Origin of the sequence: Chryseobacterium viscerum (assembly GCF_002899945.2) — a bacterium.
Lineage (GTDB): Bacteria > Bacteroidota > Bacteroidia > Flavobacteriales > Weeksellaceae > Chryseobacterium > Chryseobacterium viscerum.
Window position 1 is genome coordinate 447271 of sequence record NZ_PPEG02000001.1, and the last position, 15229, is coordinate 462499.

General features: G+C 36.6%; 14 protein-coding genes. 11 read left to right on the forward strand and 3 right to left on the reverse strand.

What is annotated here, in order from left to right; genetic code table 11:
- The first annotated feature begins 48 nt into the window (after positions 1-48).
- The 7 genes from C1634_RS02015 to ypfJ all read left to right on the forward strand — a co-directional run bounded on the left by C1634_RS02015 (position 49) and on the right by ypfJ (position 7540).
- On the forward strand, positions 49-1065 hold the full coding sequence (locus tag C1634_RS02015) for a hypothetical protein (RefSeq protein ID WP_109737826.1): 1017 nt from the start codon (positions 49-51) through the stop codon (positions 1063-1065).
- Between the two features lie 134 nt (positions 1066-1199).
- On the forward strand, positions 1200-2399 hold the full coding sequence (locus C1634_RS02020; protein WP_109737827.1) for a hypothetical protein: 1200 nt from the start codon (positions 1200-1202) through the stop codon (positions 2397-2399).
- A 3-nt stretch (positions 2400-2402) separates the two neighbouring features.
- On the forward strand, positions 2403-2939 hold the full coding sequence (locus C1634_RS02025) for an adenine phosphoribosyltransferase (protein WP_103233696.1): 537 nt from the start codon (positions 2403-2405) through the stop codon (positions 2937-2939).
- A 194-nt stretch (positions 2940-3133) separates the two neighbouring features.
- Positions 3134-3841 (forward strand): YfgM family protein, encoded by a 708-nt coding sequence (locus C1634_RS02030; RefSeq protein WP_103233697.1) that lies wholly within the window; start codon positions 3134-3136, stop codon positions 3839-3841.
- Positions 3842-3844: 3 nt separating this feature from the next.
- Positions 3845-4363, forward strand: a complete 519-nt coding sequence (gene ribH, locus C1634_RS02035; RefSeq protein WP_103233698.1) for a 6,7-dimethyl-8-ribityllumazine synthase — start codon at positions 3845-3847, stop codon at positions 4361-4363.
- Positions 4364-4531: 168 nt separating this feature from the next.
- The gene (locus C1634_RS02040) at positions 4532-6610 is read left to right on the forward strand and encodes an LTA synthase family protein (RefSeq protein ID WP_109737828.1); all 2079 of its coding nucleotides are present in this window, start codon (positions 4532-4534) and stop codon (positions 6608-6610) included.
- Between the two features lie 66 nt (positions 6611-6676).
- Positions 6677-7540 (forward strand): KPN_02809 family neutral zinc metallopeptidase, encoded by an 864-nt coding sequence (gene ypfJ, locus C1634_RS02045; protein ID WP_103233700.1) that lies wholly within the window; start codon positions 6677-6679, stop codon positions 7538-7540.
- Between the two features lie 186 nt (positions 7541-7726).
- Here ypfJ and C1634_RS02050 read toward each other — a convergent pair whose 3' ends face one another.
- The gene (locus tag C1634_RS02050) at positions 7727-8584 is read right to left on the reverse strand and encodes a GLPGLI family protein (RefSeq protein WP_109737829.1); all 858 of its coding nucleotides are present in this window, start codon (positions 8582-8584) and stop codon (positions 7727-7729) included.
- Positions 8585-8596: 12 nt separating this feature from the next.
- Positions 8597-9544 (reverse strand): GLPGLI family protein, encoded by a 948-nt coding sequence (locus C1634_RS02055; RefSeq protein WP_103233701.1) that lies wholly within the window; start codon positions 9542-9544, stop codon positions 8597-8599.
- A gap of 212 nt (positions 9545-9756) precedes the next feature.
- On the opposite strand from C1634_RS02055, the gene C1634_RS02060 reads away from it, so the two are divergent.
- The 4 genes from C1634_RS02060 (at position 9757) to sufD (ending at position 14076) form a co-directional block, all read left to right on the forward strand.
- The gene (locus C1634_RS02060; protein ID WP_045491822.1) at positions 9757-10086 is read left to right on the forward strand and encodes a HesB/IscA family protein; all 330 of its coding nucleotides are present in this window, start codon (positions 9757-9759) and stop codon (positions 10084-10086) included.
- A gap of 84 nt (positions 10087-10170) precedes the next feature.
- Positions 10171-11619, forward strand: a complete 1449-nt coding sequence (gene sufB, locus C1634_RS02065; RefSeq protein ID WP_103233702.1) for a Fe-S cluster assembly protein SufB — start codon at positions 10171-10173, stop codon at positions 11617-11619.
- Between the two features lie 240 nt (positions 11620-11859).
- Positions 11860-12603 (forward strand): Fe-S cluster assembly ATPase SufC, encoded by a 744-nt coding sequence (gene sufC, locus C1634_RS02070; RefSeq protein WP_103233703.1) that lies wholly within the window; start codon positions 11860-11862, stop codon positions 12601-12603.
- 165 nt (positions 12604-12768) lie between these two features.
- Complete coding sequence (gene sufD / locus C1634_RS02075) at positions 12769-14076, forward strand: Fe-S cluster assembly protein SufD (RefSeq protein WP_109737908.1); 1308 nt, start codon at positions 12769-12771, stop codon at positions 14074-14076.
- A 74-nt stretch (positions 14077-14150) separates the two neighbouring features.
- On the opposite strand, the gene C1634_RS02080 is transcribed toward sufD, so the two are convergent.
- Positions 14151-15074 carry a DUF3078 domain-containing protein gene (locus C1634_RS02080; RefSeq protein WP_109737830.1) on the reverse strand — a complete coding sequence of 308 codons (924 nt, stop codon included), beginning with the start codon at positions 15072-15074 and terminating at the stop codon, positions 14151-14153.
- Between the last annotated feature and the right edge of the window lie 155 nt (positions 15075-15229).

Sequence of the window (15229 nt, forward strand, 5' to 3'; positions counted from 1 at the left end):
CTTTTTGCGTCTCTATAATGAGATGACCAACTAAACCAAATTCTTATTATGAAAACAAAATTTTTCCTTTACTCGCTATTCATATTCCTGTTCGGCTTGATCCAGGCTCAGACAATCACTTTCGTTTCTGAAAAAAACAATCAGCCTCTTCCAAGAGTTTCGGTGTTTGGAAAAGACGGAAGCATACTCGCTTTTTCTGATATCGACGGAAAAATTGATAAACAGGCATTATCTCCGGCTCAGGAAAAATTCCAGCTTGTTTATAATAATTTTCCAGTGGCCACACTATCCTATTCAGACTTTGATCAGCCTGTCATTAAAATCAACGATCAGGTAAAGGAAATTGAAACCGTGGTTATCAAAAATAATAAACCGGCTAAATACATTCTCATCAAAGGAAATTTTAACGCCTATGTAACGGTAAACAATAAACTGAATAGTTATACTGATGGAATTGTAACCTATATTTTTGATAATAAATCCAAAAAACTGAAAAGCACCAATGTTGAACAATACAGAGTTTTCAGACTGACAGATTCTAAAAATGAGAAAAAGGAGACCTCTTCATGGGATTATGGCAATTCTCTTCAGCTCCCAAAACTTAAAAATGTAGGAAATCCCGAAGACTATAAAACAAAGAGAAATACCATTAAAGAATTAAAAGGCGAACGTAAAGATCAGATCGAAGTAACGGATGCTGCCCTTCAGGAAAAAGAATTTTCATTATTTGGATTTCGATTCTATGACATCAGAACCATCCTGAATATGTCTTTCGAAAAAGGATCAGAAAAAACACTGAAGGATTTCCTGGAATATAACGAAGTAGCTTTTGTAAAGCTGAAACACAAAAGCGAGCCAGATTACAACCAGATCATTCTGTATAACAATTTTTATCCTACAGAACTTAGCTTCAGCAATGACAATGATGTTGAGAAAGTAAAATTTGATAAAGACAACAGCAATTACAAAATACCCTACTGGCAAGATCCTTCATTCCCCAATATGCAGACTATTTTCAGCAGCTTTTTCAAAGGAGAGCTAAAAGAGCAGCCTAAAAAACAGTAATACGCTCTAAATGAATATAAAAACAGCATGGAGATTTCCGGGAGAAATAATAAAATAAGCTTGAAAACATAAAGTAAAAAATAAAATCCAGTATTAATAAAGGTTTTATTAAATTTGCAACAAACCAAATAAAAATGAAAAAGTTTTCTTTTCTACTTGTTTTCAGTCTGTTGCTTTTTACAGCATGTAAGAAAGATCATGTAGATGCTACGAATACTAAAACACTGCAGTCAAGTATCAATGATATGACTTCCAGTTTACCTACCATTAAGCAGATTAAGTTTAATGAAGCTCTTTATATCCTTAAAACATTTGGTGTAGAAGCTGATGGCGATATCAATGAGCTAAAAGCGCTTGGAAAATTGATCAACGGGAAAAAAGTTCCCGAAGTTATGGCACTTGCAGATGAAGTTGCACAGAAAAACGGAATAGAATGGGCAAGTACTGACCCACCATCGCTTGGAGAAATGAATATCTTCGGGGATGATAAAGCCAAAGAAAGCGATCCTAATGACGTTAAGGCAGGCTCATTAACCCTTATTACAACCCCTACAGGAGATGATGGATCTGGAGCTGCTACGGCAATTCAGATTGTTCCAAGACTTGTGGATGCGGCTGGAAAACCTGTAGCCTTCACCGGAGCAGGTCTGGAAGCTACATTGGAAGTCTTCAGTAACGGAGTGAGACTTGCTACGGCAAAGAACCTGATGCAGGATAATAATTTTAAAGGATTCAACTTAAAGTTCTCCTCTATTCCTGCGGCAAAAGTAGTGGACAACAAAATTGATATCACAGTTTCTGTAAAAACAACTGCAAAGACTTTCAAAATGTCAAAAATCGGGCTTGATGTAAATGCAGCCGCTCTGAAAGTTCCTGCAGTTCCAAAAACGGATACAACCGCTGTAACGGAACAGCCAAGTGCTGTGATAGATCCAAATAATCCATCAGCGACTCCCGGAACCACTACAGATCCAGCAACAGCGACTCCTACAGCTCCTGCTGCTCCAAAACAGCCAACTGCAGATCCTAAAAATACAGTAAACAAATTTTTGAACAATGTAAGTTCACAGAACCTGAAAGCAGCTTATGAAACAGCCAGCAATCCAAGCTGGGGAAGTTATGAGTCTTTCTCAAACCCAACTTCAGGTTTCGGATCTGTGAAAAATGTAAGTGTGAAAAATATTACAACAAACGGAGCCACTGCAAACGGGGCTAGTGTAAACGCCACTTATGATGTAACGGATAAAAGCGGTAAGACGACTTCTTTAAAAGTAACTTTCGGGCTTAAAAATGTAAACGGAGACTGGAAAATTTCCAGCTATAAAATCAATTAATAAATGGCTTCAGCAGAACTGATCAAAAAATTAGAAGAAACAATTGAAAATATCCCTGATTTTCCGATTCCGGGAATACAGTTCAAGGATATTTCGCCCATCTTTTTAGACCCAAAACTTTACGAAGATGTTATTGCAGATCTTGTTGCCTTCAGTAAAGGAAAAGTAGATGCAGTCTGCGGAATAGAAAGCCGTGGTTACTTGTTTGGGATCGCCATTGCTGTAGCATTGGAAGTTCCGTTCATCCTGATCAGAAAAGCAGGAAAACTTCCACCCCCTGTCATTTCAGAAAAATATGACCTGGAATACGGAAGCGCTATTATCGAAACTCGTGAGGGACAAATAAAACCAGGACAAAGAGTTTTGATTCACGACGATCTTTTAGCAACAGGAGGAACTACTGAAGCAGCAGCAAAACTGGTAGAAAAACAAGGTGCTACTGTTTCCCAATTCAGCTTCCTTATTGGCCTAAAAGGCCTGAATGGAGATGAAAAACTGAAAAAATTTGGTGCAGAGATCTACCACATTTTAAATTATTAAGAGTTTACCCTAACAATATATTTTGACTCCGCTCAGTATGCCAATCAGTACAAAACTGTTTCTCATACTGAGCGGAGTCGATGCTTTTTGCAGTAAATAAAAACAAATTCACAACATTTATACAATAATCGCAATAAAGTATTTTGTAAATCTCTCAGAAACAATTAAATTTGCATTTCAATTTTTAAAAACTTATGGCAAAATTGGGAAAGAGTGCTCAAAACGAGCAAGAAGGTAAAGAAACAGTTGAGTTCTTTAAAGACCTTGATAGAGAAGCTTTAAACACTGAAAGATTTGTTGAAAAATATTCAAAGCCACTAGGTTTTGTATTTGGAGTACTGATTTTGGGAGTTTTAGGATTCTTTGCTTACAAGCAATTTGTAGTTGCTCCGAAGAACACTGAAGCTGTGAAAAGTTTCCTTTCTGCTCAAAAAAGCCTTGCTGAAGGTAAAGATAAAGACGCTTTGGGAGGAAAATCTGCAGCTAACCCAGGTTTTATAGGTACAGCTAATGAATATTCTTCAACGGAAATCGGTAAACTTTCTTCTTACAACGCTGGTTTATTAAAATTCAAAGAAGGAAAATATCAGGAAGCTTATGATCTTTTAGACAAGTTTTCATCTGACAACAAAACATTAGTAGCAATGAAATTCGGAGCTATGGCAGATGCAAAATCAGGTCTTAACAAAAACGACGAAGCTTTATCTTTATTAGACAAAGCGGCATCAGCTTCTGACGATCCTTACACAACCTATTACTTCACAAGAAAAGCAGGTATTGTTGCTTTAGGATTAAAGAAAAATGCAGAAGCTAAAAAATACTTCTCTGCAATTGACGAGAAATATCAGGACTACGACAACGGAATGTCTGATTCTTATATTGAAATGACTAAATATTACTAAAAAATGGCAACAGTTAATCTTTCGGATTACAAGCCACTTCATATAACTAATGCCGAAGAATTTTCTATCGGCATTGTTTTTTCTGAGTGGAATGATTTTGTAACGTACAATCTTCGTGATGCAGCTTTGGAAATTCTTGAAAAAGAAGGCGTAAAACCTGAAAACATCAAACTTTTCCCTGTTCCCGGAGCTTTTGAATTAAACTATGCAAGCATGCAGCTTTGCAAAGAGAGAAAATATGACGCAGTAATCTCTATAGGATGTGTAATCCGCGGAGAAACGCCTCATTTCGATTATGTATGTTCTGCAGTAGCACAGGGAATCAAAGACTGTAACATCATGACGGATACTCCAACTATTTTCTGCGTATTGACAGATGATACAAAAGAACAATCTATCGCTAGAAGCGGTGGTGATCTTGGAAATAAAGGAGTAGAAGCAGCTGTAACAGCTCTAAGAATGATTGATTTCAAAAAGAAATTATCTGATAAAAAAGGAAACATCGGTTTCGGACATTCTTAACCGAAGATCAACCTTAACCAACACATAGGGACTATTTTTTAATAGTCCTTTTTTATTGGGATAATTTTAAATCTAAAATCTCATTAATAAACAGGATGTTTTTGTTTTTTTCCATCAAAAGTTCTGTACAAAAACTATCTTTGTGAAACTAATATAGACAGTCAATACATGTTTTTAAAAAAAATAAAGCCGTTCCTATATTTAGGAGTTTTCTATCTTATTATTTCGTTGATAATAAGAACAGTATTCTTTTTTCATCCTATTACAACAGCTAGTTTTGGATTTTTCGAAATCGTAAAGGTTTTACTGATAGGTCTGGTGAATGATATTTTCGTTTTCATTCTCGCCAGCTCCATTCTCGCCCTCTACTTCCTCTTCCTTTCCAATTCAAAATATAAAAAACCTTACGGCTACATTATTTTTGGAGCGCTTGTTTTATTTTTTCTTTATATCTGGCTTATTCCCAATAATATTTTCAAGCAATATGGTGGTTCTGTAACGGAAGTAGCCCTTGTTTTTGTAGGAATAAAGACTTTTTTCTTTGGAATAATGCTTTTCCTTCCCACACAAAGGATCAAAATACGCAATACGCTGTATTTCATAACATTATTATTATATGTTCTTCTGATTATTTTCAATGGGGTAAGTGAATACTTCTTTTACAATGAATTTGGAGTACGCTATAATTTCATTGCAGTAGATTACCTTATCTATACCAATGAAGTCATTGGAAATATCATGGAAAGCTATCCTGTTATTCCATTGTTTTCTGGCATCATGATCGTTACCCTTACCATCACGTGGTTTATTTATAAAAGAACAAAAGATGAACTGCTGGAACTTCCGGATTTTAAGCAGAAAATGGTTCTTTTGGGAAGCTTCATAGTACTTGGTGCTCTTAGTTTGCTGGCAATACCCTCTCTAATGCAGATTAAATCTGATAATGTTTTTGCAGATGAAATTGAAGCCAACGGAATTCCAAAATTCTATTGGGCCTTCACTCATAATGAGCTGGATTACTTTCAGTTTTATTCACAGATCAACCAGCAGCAGGCAGAAAAAAATTTCCTAAGCCAATATCCGCAGCAGACCTTAACAAGAAATATTGTTGCTGAGCAGCCTGACATGAAGAAAAATGTAGTATTGATCTCTATTGAAAGTCTTTCTGCAGATTTCATGGAACATTATGGAAATACACAAAAAATCACTCCATTCCTGGACAGCCTTGCAGACAAGTCGATGATGTTCACCAACCTGTATGCTACCGGAAACAGAACGGTACGCGGACTGGAAGCGTTAACATTGTGTATTCCTCCAACAGCTGGAGAAAGTATCATCAAAAGAGATGATAACAAAAATAAATTCACAACCGGAAGTGTTTTCAAATCCAAAGGATATGATGTTAAATTTTTATATGGCGGTTACAGCTATTTTGACAATATGCAGGACTTCTTCAGTGGAAATGGCTATGACATTGTAGACCGAAACAACTTTAAACCTGAAGAAATCAGTTTTGCCAATGTTTGGGGAGTTGCTGATGAAGATATGGCTAAAAAAGCAATTCAGGTGATGAATGCTGAAGCTAAATCAGGAAAGCCATTTTTCAATCACTGGATGACCGTTTCCAATCACAGACCTTTTACTTATCCTGACGGAAGAATTGATATTCCCGGGACAGCAAAATCCCGTGAAGGAGGTGTAAAATATACAGATTACTCCCTGAAACTGTTCTTCGATATGGCCAAGAAACAGGATTGGTATAAAAACACCGTTTTTGTCATCATTGCAGACCACTGTGCATCGAGTGCCGGAAAAACCGAGCTTCCGATGGATAAATACAGAATTCCTGCTATGATTTTTTCAGAAGGATTTATTCAGCCTCAAAAGTTTGATGCGTTGATGTCTCAGATAGACCTAATGCCTACCCTTTTCGGATTATTAAACTTCAGCTATCAATCTAAATTCTTGGGTCAGGATGTCTTCAAACAGGAGTTCCAGCCCAAGGCTTATGTTGCCACTTATCAGGATCTTGGGTTTATAAAAGATGGGCGATTGACCATTATCTCACCGGTAAAAAAGGTGAAGCAATATTCTTTAGAACTTGAAAAAAGTGATCTTGCTCCGGCATTTAAGCTGTATTACGACGAGAAATTATTAAAAACAGAAGATCCAAAACTGGTAAATGATGCCGTATCTGCGTATCAATCTACCTCTTATTGGCTTAAAACGAAACAACTTAACAAATAAAGATTTAAATATTTTACCGCTATAGTTTAGCTTAAAATATTTAAATTAACCAATAAATTTATTAGTATGAAATGGACAGACGACAGAGGCGGAAACGTTGATGACCGCCGTGGTTCCGGAGGCGGAGGTGGTGGTATGATCGTAGGTGGCGGACTTGGAACTTTAATTATAGCAGCCATCGTATTCTTTTTGGGAGGTGATCCATCCGGTATTCTGAATTCCGGCAGTATGCAGTCTTCAGGAAACTCCGGGGAACAAAGAGAGCTTACAGCCAGTGAAAAACAAATCGGACAAATGGTCAAAATGATGGATGCATGGAATAGCCAGACCTGGAATCAGATTTTTAAAGAAAATGGGATGACTTATACTGATCCGGGGATTGTTCTTTTTGAAAATACAACTTCTTCAGCATGTGGTACAGCTCAGTCTGCCATGGGACCATTCTATTGTCCCGCTGATCAGAAAGTTTATATGGATATGAGTTTTTTTGGTGAACTACAGCAAAAATTCGGGGCTAAAGTAACGGAATTTACAGTAGCTTATGTTTTGGCTCACGAAGTAGGACATCATGTGCAGACTCTTTTAGGAACTACTCAAAAAGTAGATGCGTTAAGAAGAAGCGGAAGATATTCCGAAGAACAGATGAACAAAGTATCCGTTGCTACAGAATTACAGGCTGATTTCTATGCCGGAGTCTGGGCGAAAAGAACCAATGACAGCAAACATATTCTGGAGCCCGGAGACATTGAATCTGCAATAGATGCAGCAGAAGCTGTAGGAGATGACAATATTCAGAAAAGAGGGCAAGGATATGTTAACCAGGAAAGTTTCACTCATGGATCATCTGCACAACGTAAAGAATGGTTTATGAAAGGCTATAACACCGGTGATATCAGACAGGGTGATACTTTCAATCAACTTTTAAAATAATACTGAACCATTAAGAGTGGTTAAAGAATTAATTATCATCAAGATAAAAGCTAAAGCTATTTATAAGCAATCTGCTTTATCATCTGGGAAAGATGAATCTTAATGAATCTTAACCATCAATTTTCTTAATGTTTTAAATAGCATACAAAATAAAATGCGGTCTCAGAGTGAGACCGCATTTATTATTTATTGTAATTCGATTGGGTTAGAATTTTTCTTGGCTTCTTCTTTTACCCTTTCTTCCATTCTTTTCTTAAAATCGCCAGGATTTTGATTTCCGCCTCCTCCGGGTCCTCTTCCCCCAATTCTCACTGTAGTCGAAAATCCACCTTGTCCGCCACCACCTTGATTCATGAATGACATAGGGTCACTAATAAATTTCTGCTGCTGCTTTAAATAATCTGTTCTTTTCACTTTCAACGTGTTTCCAAACTGGTTTAATGTCGGAAGTTCTGGAATCTTATAGTTTTTCATTAAATCAAAAGAATATTCTCCTTTATCATCTTCTACTTTTACAATCAATCCCGGAAGACCTCCAAACTTGTAGGGTCCATCCTGATAAGGAAGATCAGTGGTAAACCATGCAGTCCATTTCCTTCCGCCAAAGTCTGCTTCAGCTTTCTGAACTTTATATTCTCCTATTTTTCTTGTCTCCGACTCAATTTTCCAGTTCAGAGGTCTGTCTTCTTCATACGAATAAACATCACGGCCAATTCTGTCTTTAAAATACGTCTTTTGGTTCTTTTTATCCTTTTCTATAGAATAGTTGATATTCGTTCTCAAGCCTTCCATCTGATCTCTGTTGATGCTTCCTCTTCCACCACCTCCTTGAAATGCTTTTTGCATAATAGAGTCTCTTTTGATCCTGTTTTCAGAATAAAATACAGATTTCTCGGAAGAAATATCCAGATATGCATTTTCTGTTTTGATATCTGTTTTGTTTTCTGCATCCGGTTTCATGGTCACCTGATACACAAACCTGTTTGTCTGTGCAGAAACATTCTGGATGAAGAGTGCCAATGCGATAATACCTAATTTTTTCATTTATATTTTTCTTTATTTTAATTCAATTGGATTCTGAACCCCCGTAAAGGAGTGACTTTCTATAGATGAATTCTGCTGTGTAGGAAAACTTTGGTTTTCTCCCCCCATTCCTCTATGCATTCCGCCACCTCCGTGACCTCCGCCTCTCATTCCTCCTCCATTCATGCCGCCGCCCATACCGTTTCCGTGTCTTCCTCCTTCAAGATTCATATTTCCTCCTCCATTATTTCCTGCCATAGATCTTCTGTTTTTACCAAACTCCATCTCCAGCGCAGCTTTATCTCCATGGAAATTAACTCTTGTACTCTGTTTTGCATCAGCGTTGATCTGTTCTTCAAAAGCATTTTTGACTATTATTTTTTTAACAAGATCAAATTTATAATCCCCTTTGTCATCTTCCAGTTTTACAATCAATCCAGGTAATCCTGAAAATTTGTACGGCCCATCAGAGAGAGGAATCTCTTTTGTAAACCATGCTGTCCAGACTCTGCCGCCAAACTCTGTGACTGCCTTTTGAGCAGAATATCCGTTTTGCTTCTCAACAATATTGGTCGTTTCCCATTGCATGGGCCTGTCTTCCTGGTAATAAATTTGTTTTCCGGCCGCCTTTTCATAGTAGTATACTTTCTGATCCGGAACACTTTTAGTAATAAAATATTCAAAGAAAGTAGATTCAAAATTTTTACCTCCTCCCGGTTTTGAAAAATCTTTTTCCTCTTTTTGATGAGTTTCTTTCATTTCTGACCTTAAAGAAGTAAAAAGAGAATCTCTTTTCAATTTATTTTCACTGATAAATAAAGAACGATCTCCATTAATATCCAGAAAAGTTCTTTCACTTTTCATGCTTACAAGATTGATGGAATCTGGGTTTACCAGGGTTTCATACACAAATCTTGTCGTTTGTCCATAAGACACTGCGGTGAAGAACAACACAAAAAAAACAGTTATTTTTTGTTTCATTACCAATTTTATTTATAGATCGAAAATACGATTCAAGGTTAAAACTAGAAATAAAATCTTCACACAAGGATAACAATTTTATCTATTTTTAACATAAATATTCCCTCCAAGATCGCTATTAATATCATAATCATTAAAATAGACATCTTCGATTTGAGATTGCGGAAATTAGTTCGTATTTTTGCATCATTAAATCATTCTAAATAAATACAATGATAAAAGTATCAGACTATGCAAAGGAGAAAGCCATCCAGTTGATGACGGAAGATGGTTTTAACCCTGCTGAAGATTATATAAGAGTAGGGGTGAAAAGCGGCGGATGCTCTGGTTTAGAGTATGTTTTAAAGTTTGATAACCAAAAAACAGACGCAGATCAGATTTTTGAAGATAATAACATCAAAATTATTATAGATAAAAAATCCATCCTTTATCTAGCAGGAACAACTCTTGAGTATTCAGGAGGATTGAACGGAAAGGGGTTTGTTTTTAACAACCCGAATGCATCCAGAACATGTGGATGTGGGGAATCATTTAGTCTTTAGAGAAAAGACATTAGATCCTAGATTTCAGATCTCAGAGTAACTTCTGAATTCTGAAATCTAAAATCTGAAATCTAAAAAAAAATAATGAGTAAATATACAGAAGACGATTTAAGAGTCGATCTAGAAAATAAAAAATATGAATTCGGTTGGGAAACGAAGATAGATTATGAAGACTTCCCAATTGGTTTGAATGAGGATATCGTCCGTGCAATTTCTGCTAAAAAAGAAGAGCCGGAATGGATGACTGAATGGCGACTGGAATCTTTCAAAATCTGGCTGAAAATGGTAGAGCCTACCTGGGCAAATATCAAATATCAAAAACCAGATTTCCAGGCAATCCGTTACTATGCTGCTCCCAAGGCAAAGCCTGAACTGGAAAGTTTAGACGAAGTTGATCCTGAATTATTGGCAACTTTTGCCAAATTAGGAATCAATATTGAAGAGCAAAAAAGACTTTCCGGTGTTGCTGTAGATATTGTAATAGATTCAGTTTCTGTGAAAACTACTTTCCAGGATACATTGGCAGAAAAAGGAATTATTTTCTGTTCAATCTCTGAAGCGATTAAGAATCACCCAGATTTAGTAAGAAAATATCTAGGAAAAGTAGTTCCAAGAGGAGATAATTTTTATGCAGCATTGAATTCCGCAGTATTCTCTGACGGAAGTTTCTGCTATATTCCTAAAGGGGTAAGATGCCCAATGGAACTTTCCACTTATTTCCGTATCAACCAGGCAGGAACAGGACAGTTTGAAAGAACTCTTGTGATTGCAGATGAAGGAAGCTATGTTTCTTATCTTGAAGGATGTACAGCACCCTCAAGAGATGAAAACCAGCTTCACGCAGCAGTTGTAGAACTGATCGCGATGGATGATGCTGAAATTAAATATTCAACCGTTCAAAACTGGTACCCTGGTAATGAAGAAGGTAAAGGAGGAGTATTCAACTTTGTAACGAAAAGAGGTCTTTGCGAAAGAAATGCAAAAATCTCATGGACACAGGTTGAAACGGGTTCTGCAGTAACATGGAAGTATCCATCTTGTATCCTTAAAGGGGACAATGCAATTGGAGAGTTCTACTCTATTGCGGTAACCAACAATCACCAGTATGCTGATACAGGAACAAAAATGATTCACATTGGTAAAAATACCAAGTCAACGATTATTTCAAAAGGTATTTCTGCTGGAAAATCTCAAAACTCATACAGAGGATTGGTAAAAGTAATGCCTTCTGCAAAAGGAGCAAGAAACTTCTCCCAATGTGACTCTCTATTGATGGGTAATGAATGTGGGGCACACACTTTCCCTTATATTGAAATCAAAGATCCTACTGCACAGTTAGAGCACGAGGCAACGACTTCAAAAATTGGGGAAGACCAGATTTTCTACTGTAACCAGAGAGGGATTGACACAGAAAGAGCTATCGCTCTGATTGTAAACGGATTTAGCAAGGAAGTTTTAAATAAGCTTCCAATGGAGTTTGCTATTGAAGCTCAGAAATTGTTAGAAATTTCATTAGAAGGTTCAGTAGGATAAATCCTTAAAAAAAAGGATCTCTCAGATAAAAACTAACTGATATAATGGCAAGGTTTTCAGCGTTTTTATGAGATCAAAAAACCGTTATAAACGGAAATATAAGTTCTAGTCTTCACAGAAGATTATTACAAACATAAAATATAAAAAGCTTCTATCCGTCTGTTGGAGAAATTTCCAAATAAAGACATAATGTATATACAGGAGAAGCTCACACAATTATAAAAGCAAAAGTTAGCAAGAATGTTACAAATTAAAGACCTTCACGCCAAAATTGAAGATGGCGCAGAAATATTAAAAGGTATTAATCTTGAAATAAAGCCGGGCGAAGTTCACGCTATCATGGGACCAAACGGAGCTGGTAAGTCTACCCTATCTTCTGTAATCGCTGGAAAAGATGATTACGAAGTAACTGGTGGAGAAATTCTTTTCCAAGGAGAAGACATCAGCGAAGATGCTCCTGAAGATAGAGCTCACAAAGGGATTTTCCTTTCTTTCCAGTATCCAGTGGAAATTCCGGGAGTTTCTGTAACGAACTTTATCAAAGCTGCTTTAAACGAGACTAGAAAAGCAAACGGATTGACAGAAATGCCAGCAAAAGAAATGCTTGCATTGATCCGTGAAAAATCTGAAAAGTTGGGTATCAAGAAAGATTTCCTTTCAAGATCATTGAACGAGGGATTCTCAGGAGGTGAAAAGAAAAGAAATGAGATTTTTCAGATGATGATGCTGAATCCTAAATTGGCTATTCTTGATGAGACCGATTCCGGATTGGATATCGATGCATTAAGAATCGTTGCAGATGGGGTAAACCACTTTAAAAATGAAGGAAATGCAGTTCTTTTGATTACTCACTATCAGAGATTGCTTAACTATATTCAGCCTGACTTCGTTCACGTTTTAGCTAATGGAAAAATCATCAAAACGGGTGATAAATCTTTAGCATTAGAACTTGAAGAAAAAGGGTACGACTGGCTTCTTAACTAAGAAGAATATATTATTTCAGAGATTAAAGTTTTCTGCGATTATTCATGAGACGTAACAAAATGAAGAATCTCTAATATTAAAAGTTGGGTTCCACATTGTTTGGAATAACAATATTTTAATTCAAAATAAAAAGAAAAAATGGTGCAAACCACAGATATACCAGTAATGGCATTAAAAGAACAAATTATAGAGAACCATAATGAATTTTTGGAGAGTCTTCGTCACAGGTTTCTGGATGATGAAAGAAAAGCGGCTCTTCAGAGATTTGCAAACATTGGTGTTCCAACAAAAAAAGACGAAGAATATAAATATACCAATCTAAAGGAGATCACGGAAAAAAGCTATAACTTCTTCCCGAAAGAGAGCCACAATATCACCAAAGAGCAGTTTGATGAATTGCACCTTGGAGAGGAAAATTTTGATTGGATTGTTTTTGTAAACGGTAAACTTCACAAGGAACTTTCAAAAGTTTCTATTGAAAATGTAGAGTTTCTTTCATTCAATTACGCATTGAATGACGAGAAGCATAAAGAGGTTTTTGAAAAATATTTCAACACTGCAGCTTCTAAAGACGAGGCTTTTACCAACTTAAACCTAGCTTACTGCAAATACGGTTTCTTCCTTAAGGTTCCTAAAAATGTAGTGATTGAAAAACCAATCCATGTTTTTTATATCTCTCAAAATCAAGAGGAAAATACGTTCTACAATACAAGAAACCTATTGATCGTAGAAGAAGGGGCAAAAGTAGAAGTGATTGAAAGCCACCATAATTTTGACAGCACATATGTATTGACCAACTCTGTAACGGAGATCTTTACCTATCCAAACGCAAAAGCAGATTGGCACAAGCTTCAAAATGACAACAATACAACTTATCTTATTGACAATACTTTCGCAAAACAGGAGAAAGACAGCTTAACGACTGTAAATACATTCTCTTTCGGAGGTAAACTGGTAAGAAACAACCTGGATTTTATTCATAATGGATCAAACATCAATTCATTCATGAACGGAATCACCATCATCGGAAAAGATCAGTTGGTAGACCACCATACAGCAGTTCACCATAACTTCCCGAACTGTGAAAGTTACCAGAACTACAAAGGAATCTTCGATGGCAATGCCCACGGAGTTTTCAACGGAAAAGTTTTTGTAGATAAAATTGCTCAGAAAACGAACGCTTATCAGCAAAACAACAATGTATTGCTAAGTGAAGGAGCAAGCATCGATACAAAACCTCAGTTGGAGATCTTTGCAGATGATGTAAAATGTTCTCACGGATGTACGGTAGGTCAGCTGAATAAAGATGCTTTATTCTACCTGAGAGCAAGAGGAATCTCTAAAAAAGAAGCTCAGGCATTGCTTTTATATGCTTTCGCAAATGATGCTATGCAGAATATTGATATAGAGCCTTTAAAAGAGAAAATTTCAAAGCTATTGGCTGAGAAACTGGGAGTAGATATAGAATTTTAAAACTTTATATATATTGATACATAAAAGCACTTCTTTTGAAGTGCTTTTATAGTTTTAGCAGGTTTATTTCCGCTTTATTTCTTTAACCAGCCTTGGTTATCTTTATTATCTGAACGTTTCTTACCGTTATCGAAATTATAGGCTAAACCTACGCCCAATGTCTGCTTCAACTGTGTTTTCCATATCTGGTTATGATCATACAGCAGATCCAGGGTAATATTGGATGAAATATATTTATTGATCTTCATATTTAAGATCGCTCCATAAGCCAGCACCAATCTATCCGGATGATCCAGATAGTTTGAAAATACAGACGCTGTATTGGTCAGGTTTATATTCTCCATGATTTTGATCTTATAGATAGCAGTCCCAAGGAAACCGAACTGGAAAAGTGATGAATCACCATTATTCTTAAGACCATAAGTTCCTGCAGTTTGAAGATCCTTATCCAAGACAAAAGTCCATCTTGCATTGGCAGGACGTAAAGTCACTGTCAAATTATCATTAGGACGGTAGGTAACCCCTGCACCTACATTTAAATATCCCGGAGCCATGAAATTGGAAATCTTTTTAGCATCAGGATTGTTCCCATCTTCATATCCCGGAGCAAACTGAGTCTGAAGCCCGGCTCCTGCTGAGAAATACCAGCTTTCAGCAAATTTTCTACCATAGTTTGTAGAAAGGTTGATGACATCCTGAGTTTTTCTCACTCCCGTTCCCTGAGTATTGTTCTGCCCGTAGCCCAGAATAATGATATTTTCCCAAAGATCTTTCCCTTTTTCATAAGTCATGTTGTAATTGACACCGGCAAGCCATCCCACGTTGTTGGCTCCCCCTCCTACCCAGTTTGAAAAGGCAGCCTGATTGAGCATTAATGTATTTTGTCCCTGAATAGACCAGGCTTTAACGGTGTCTGCTGCCGGAGCAGCTGTTTTAGTCTCTTGCGCCAAAGCTATCGCTCCAAAAGAAATGGAACTGATCAATAAAAGTTTTTTCATAATGTCGATTTATTACAAATGTATAAATAATAATTTACGCCGGAAGAAAATTCACTTTAAAATGAATTTAACATAAGCGATTTTAGCCCCATAACACCATGAAAACAACTCGTTTAAAGATAACCCACATCCATTATGAACTTAAACCAACTTAA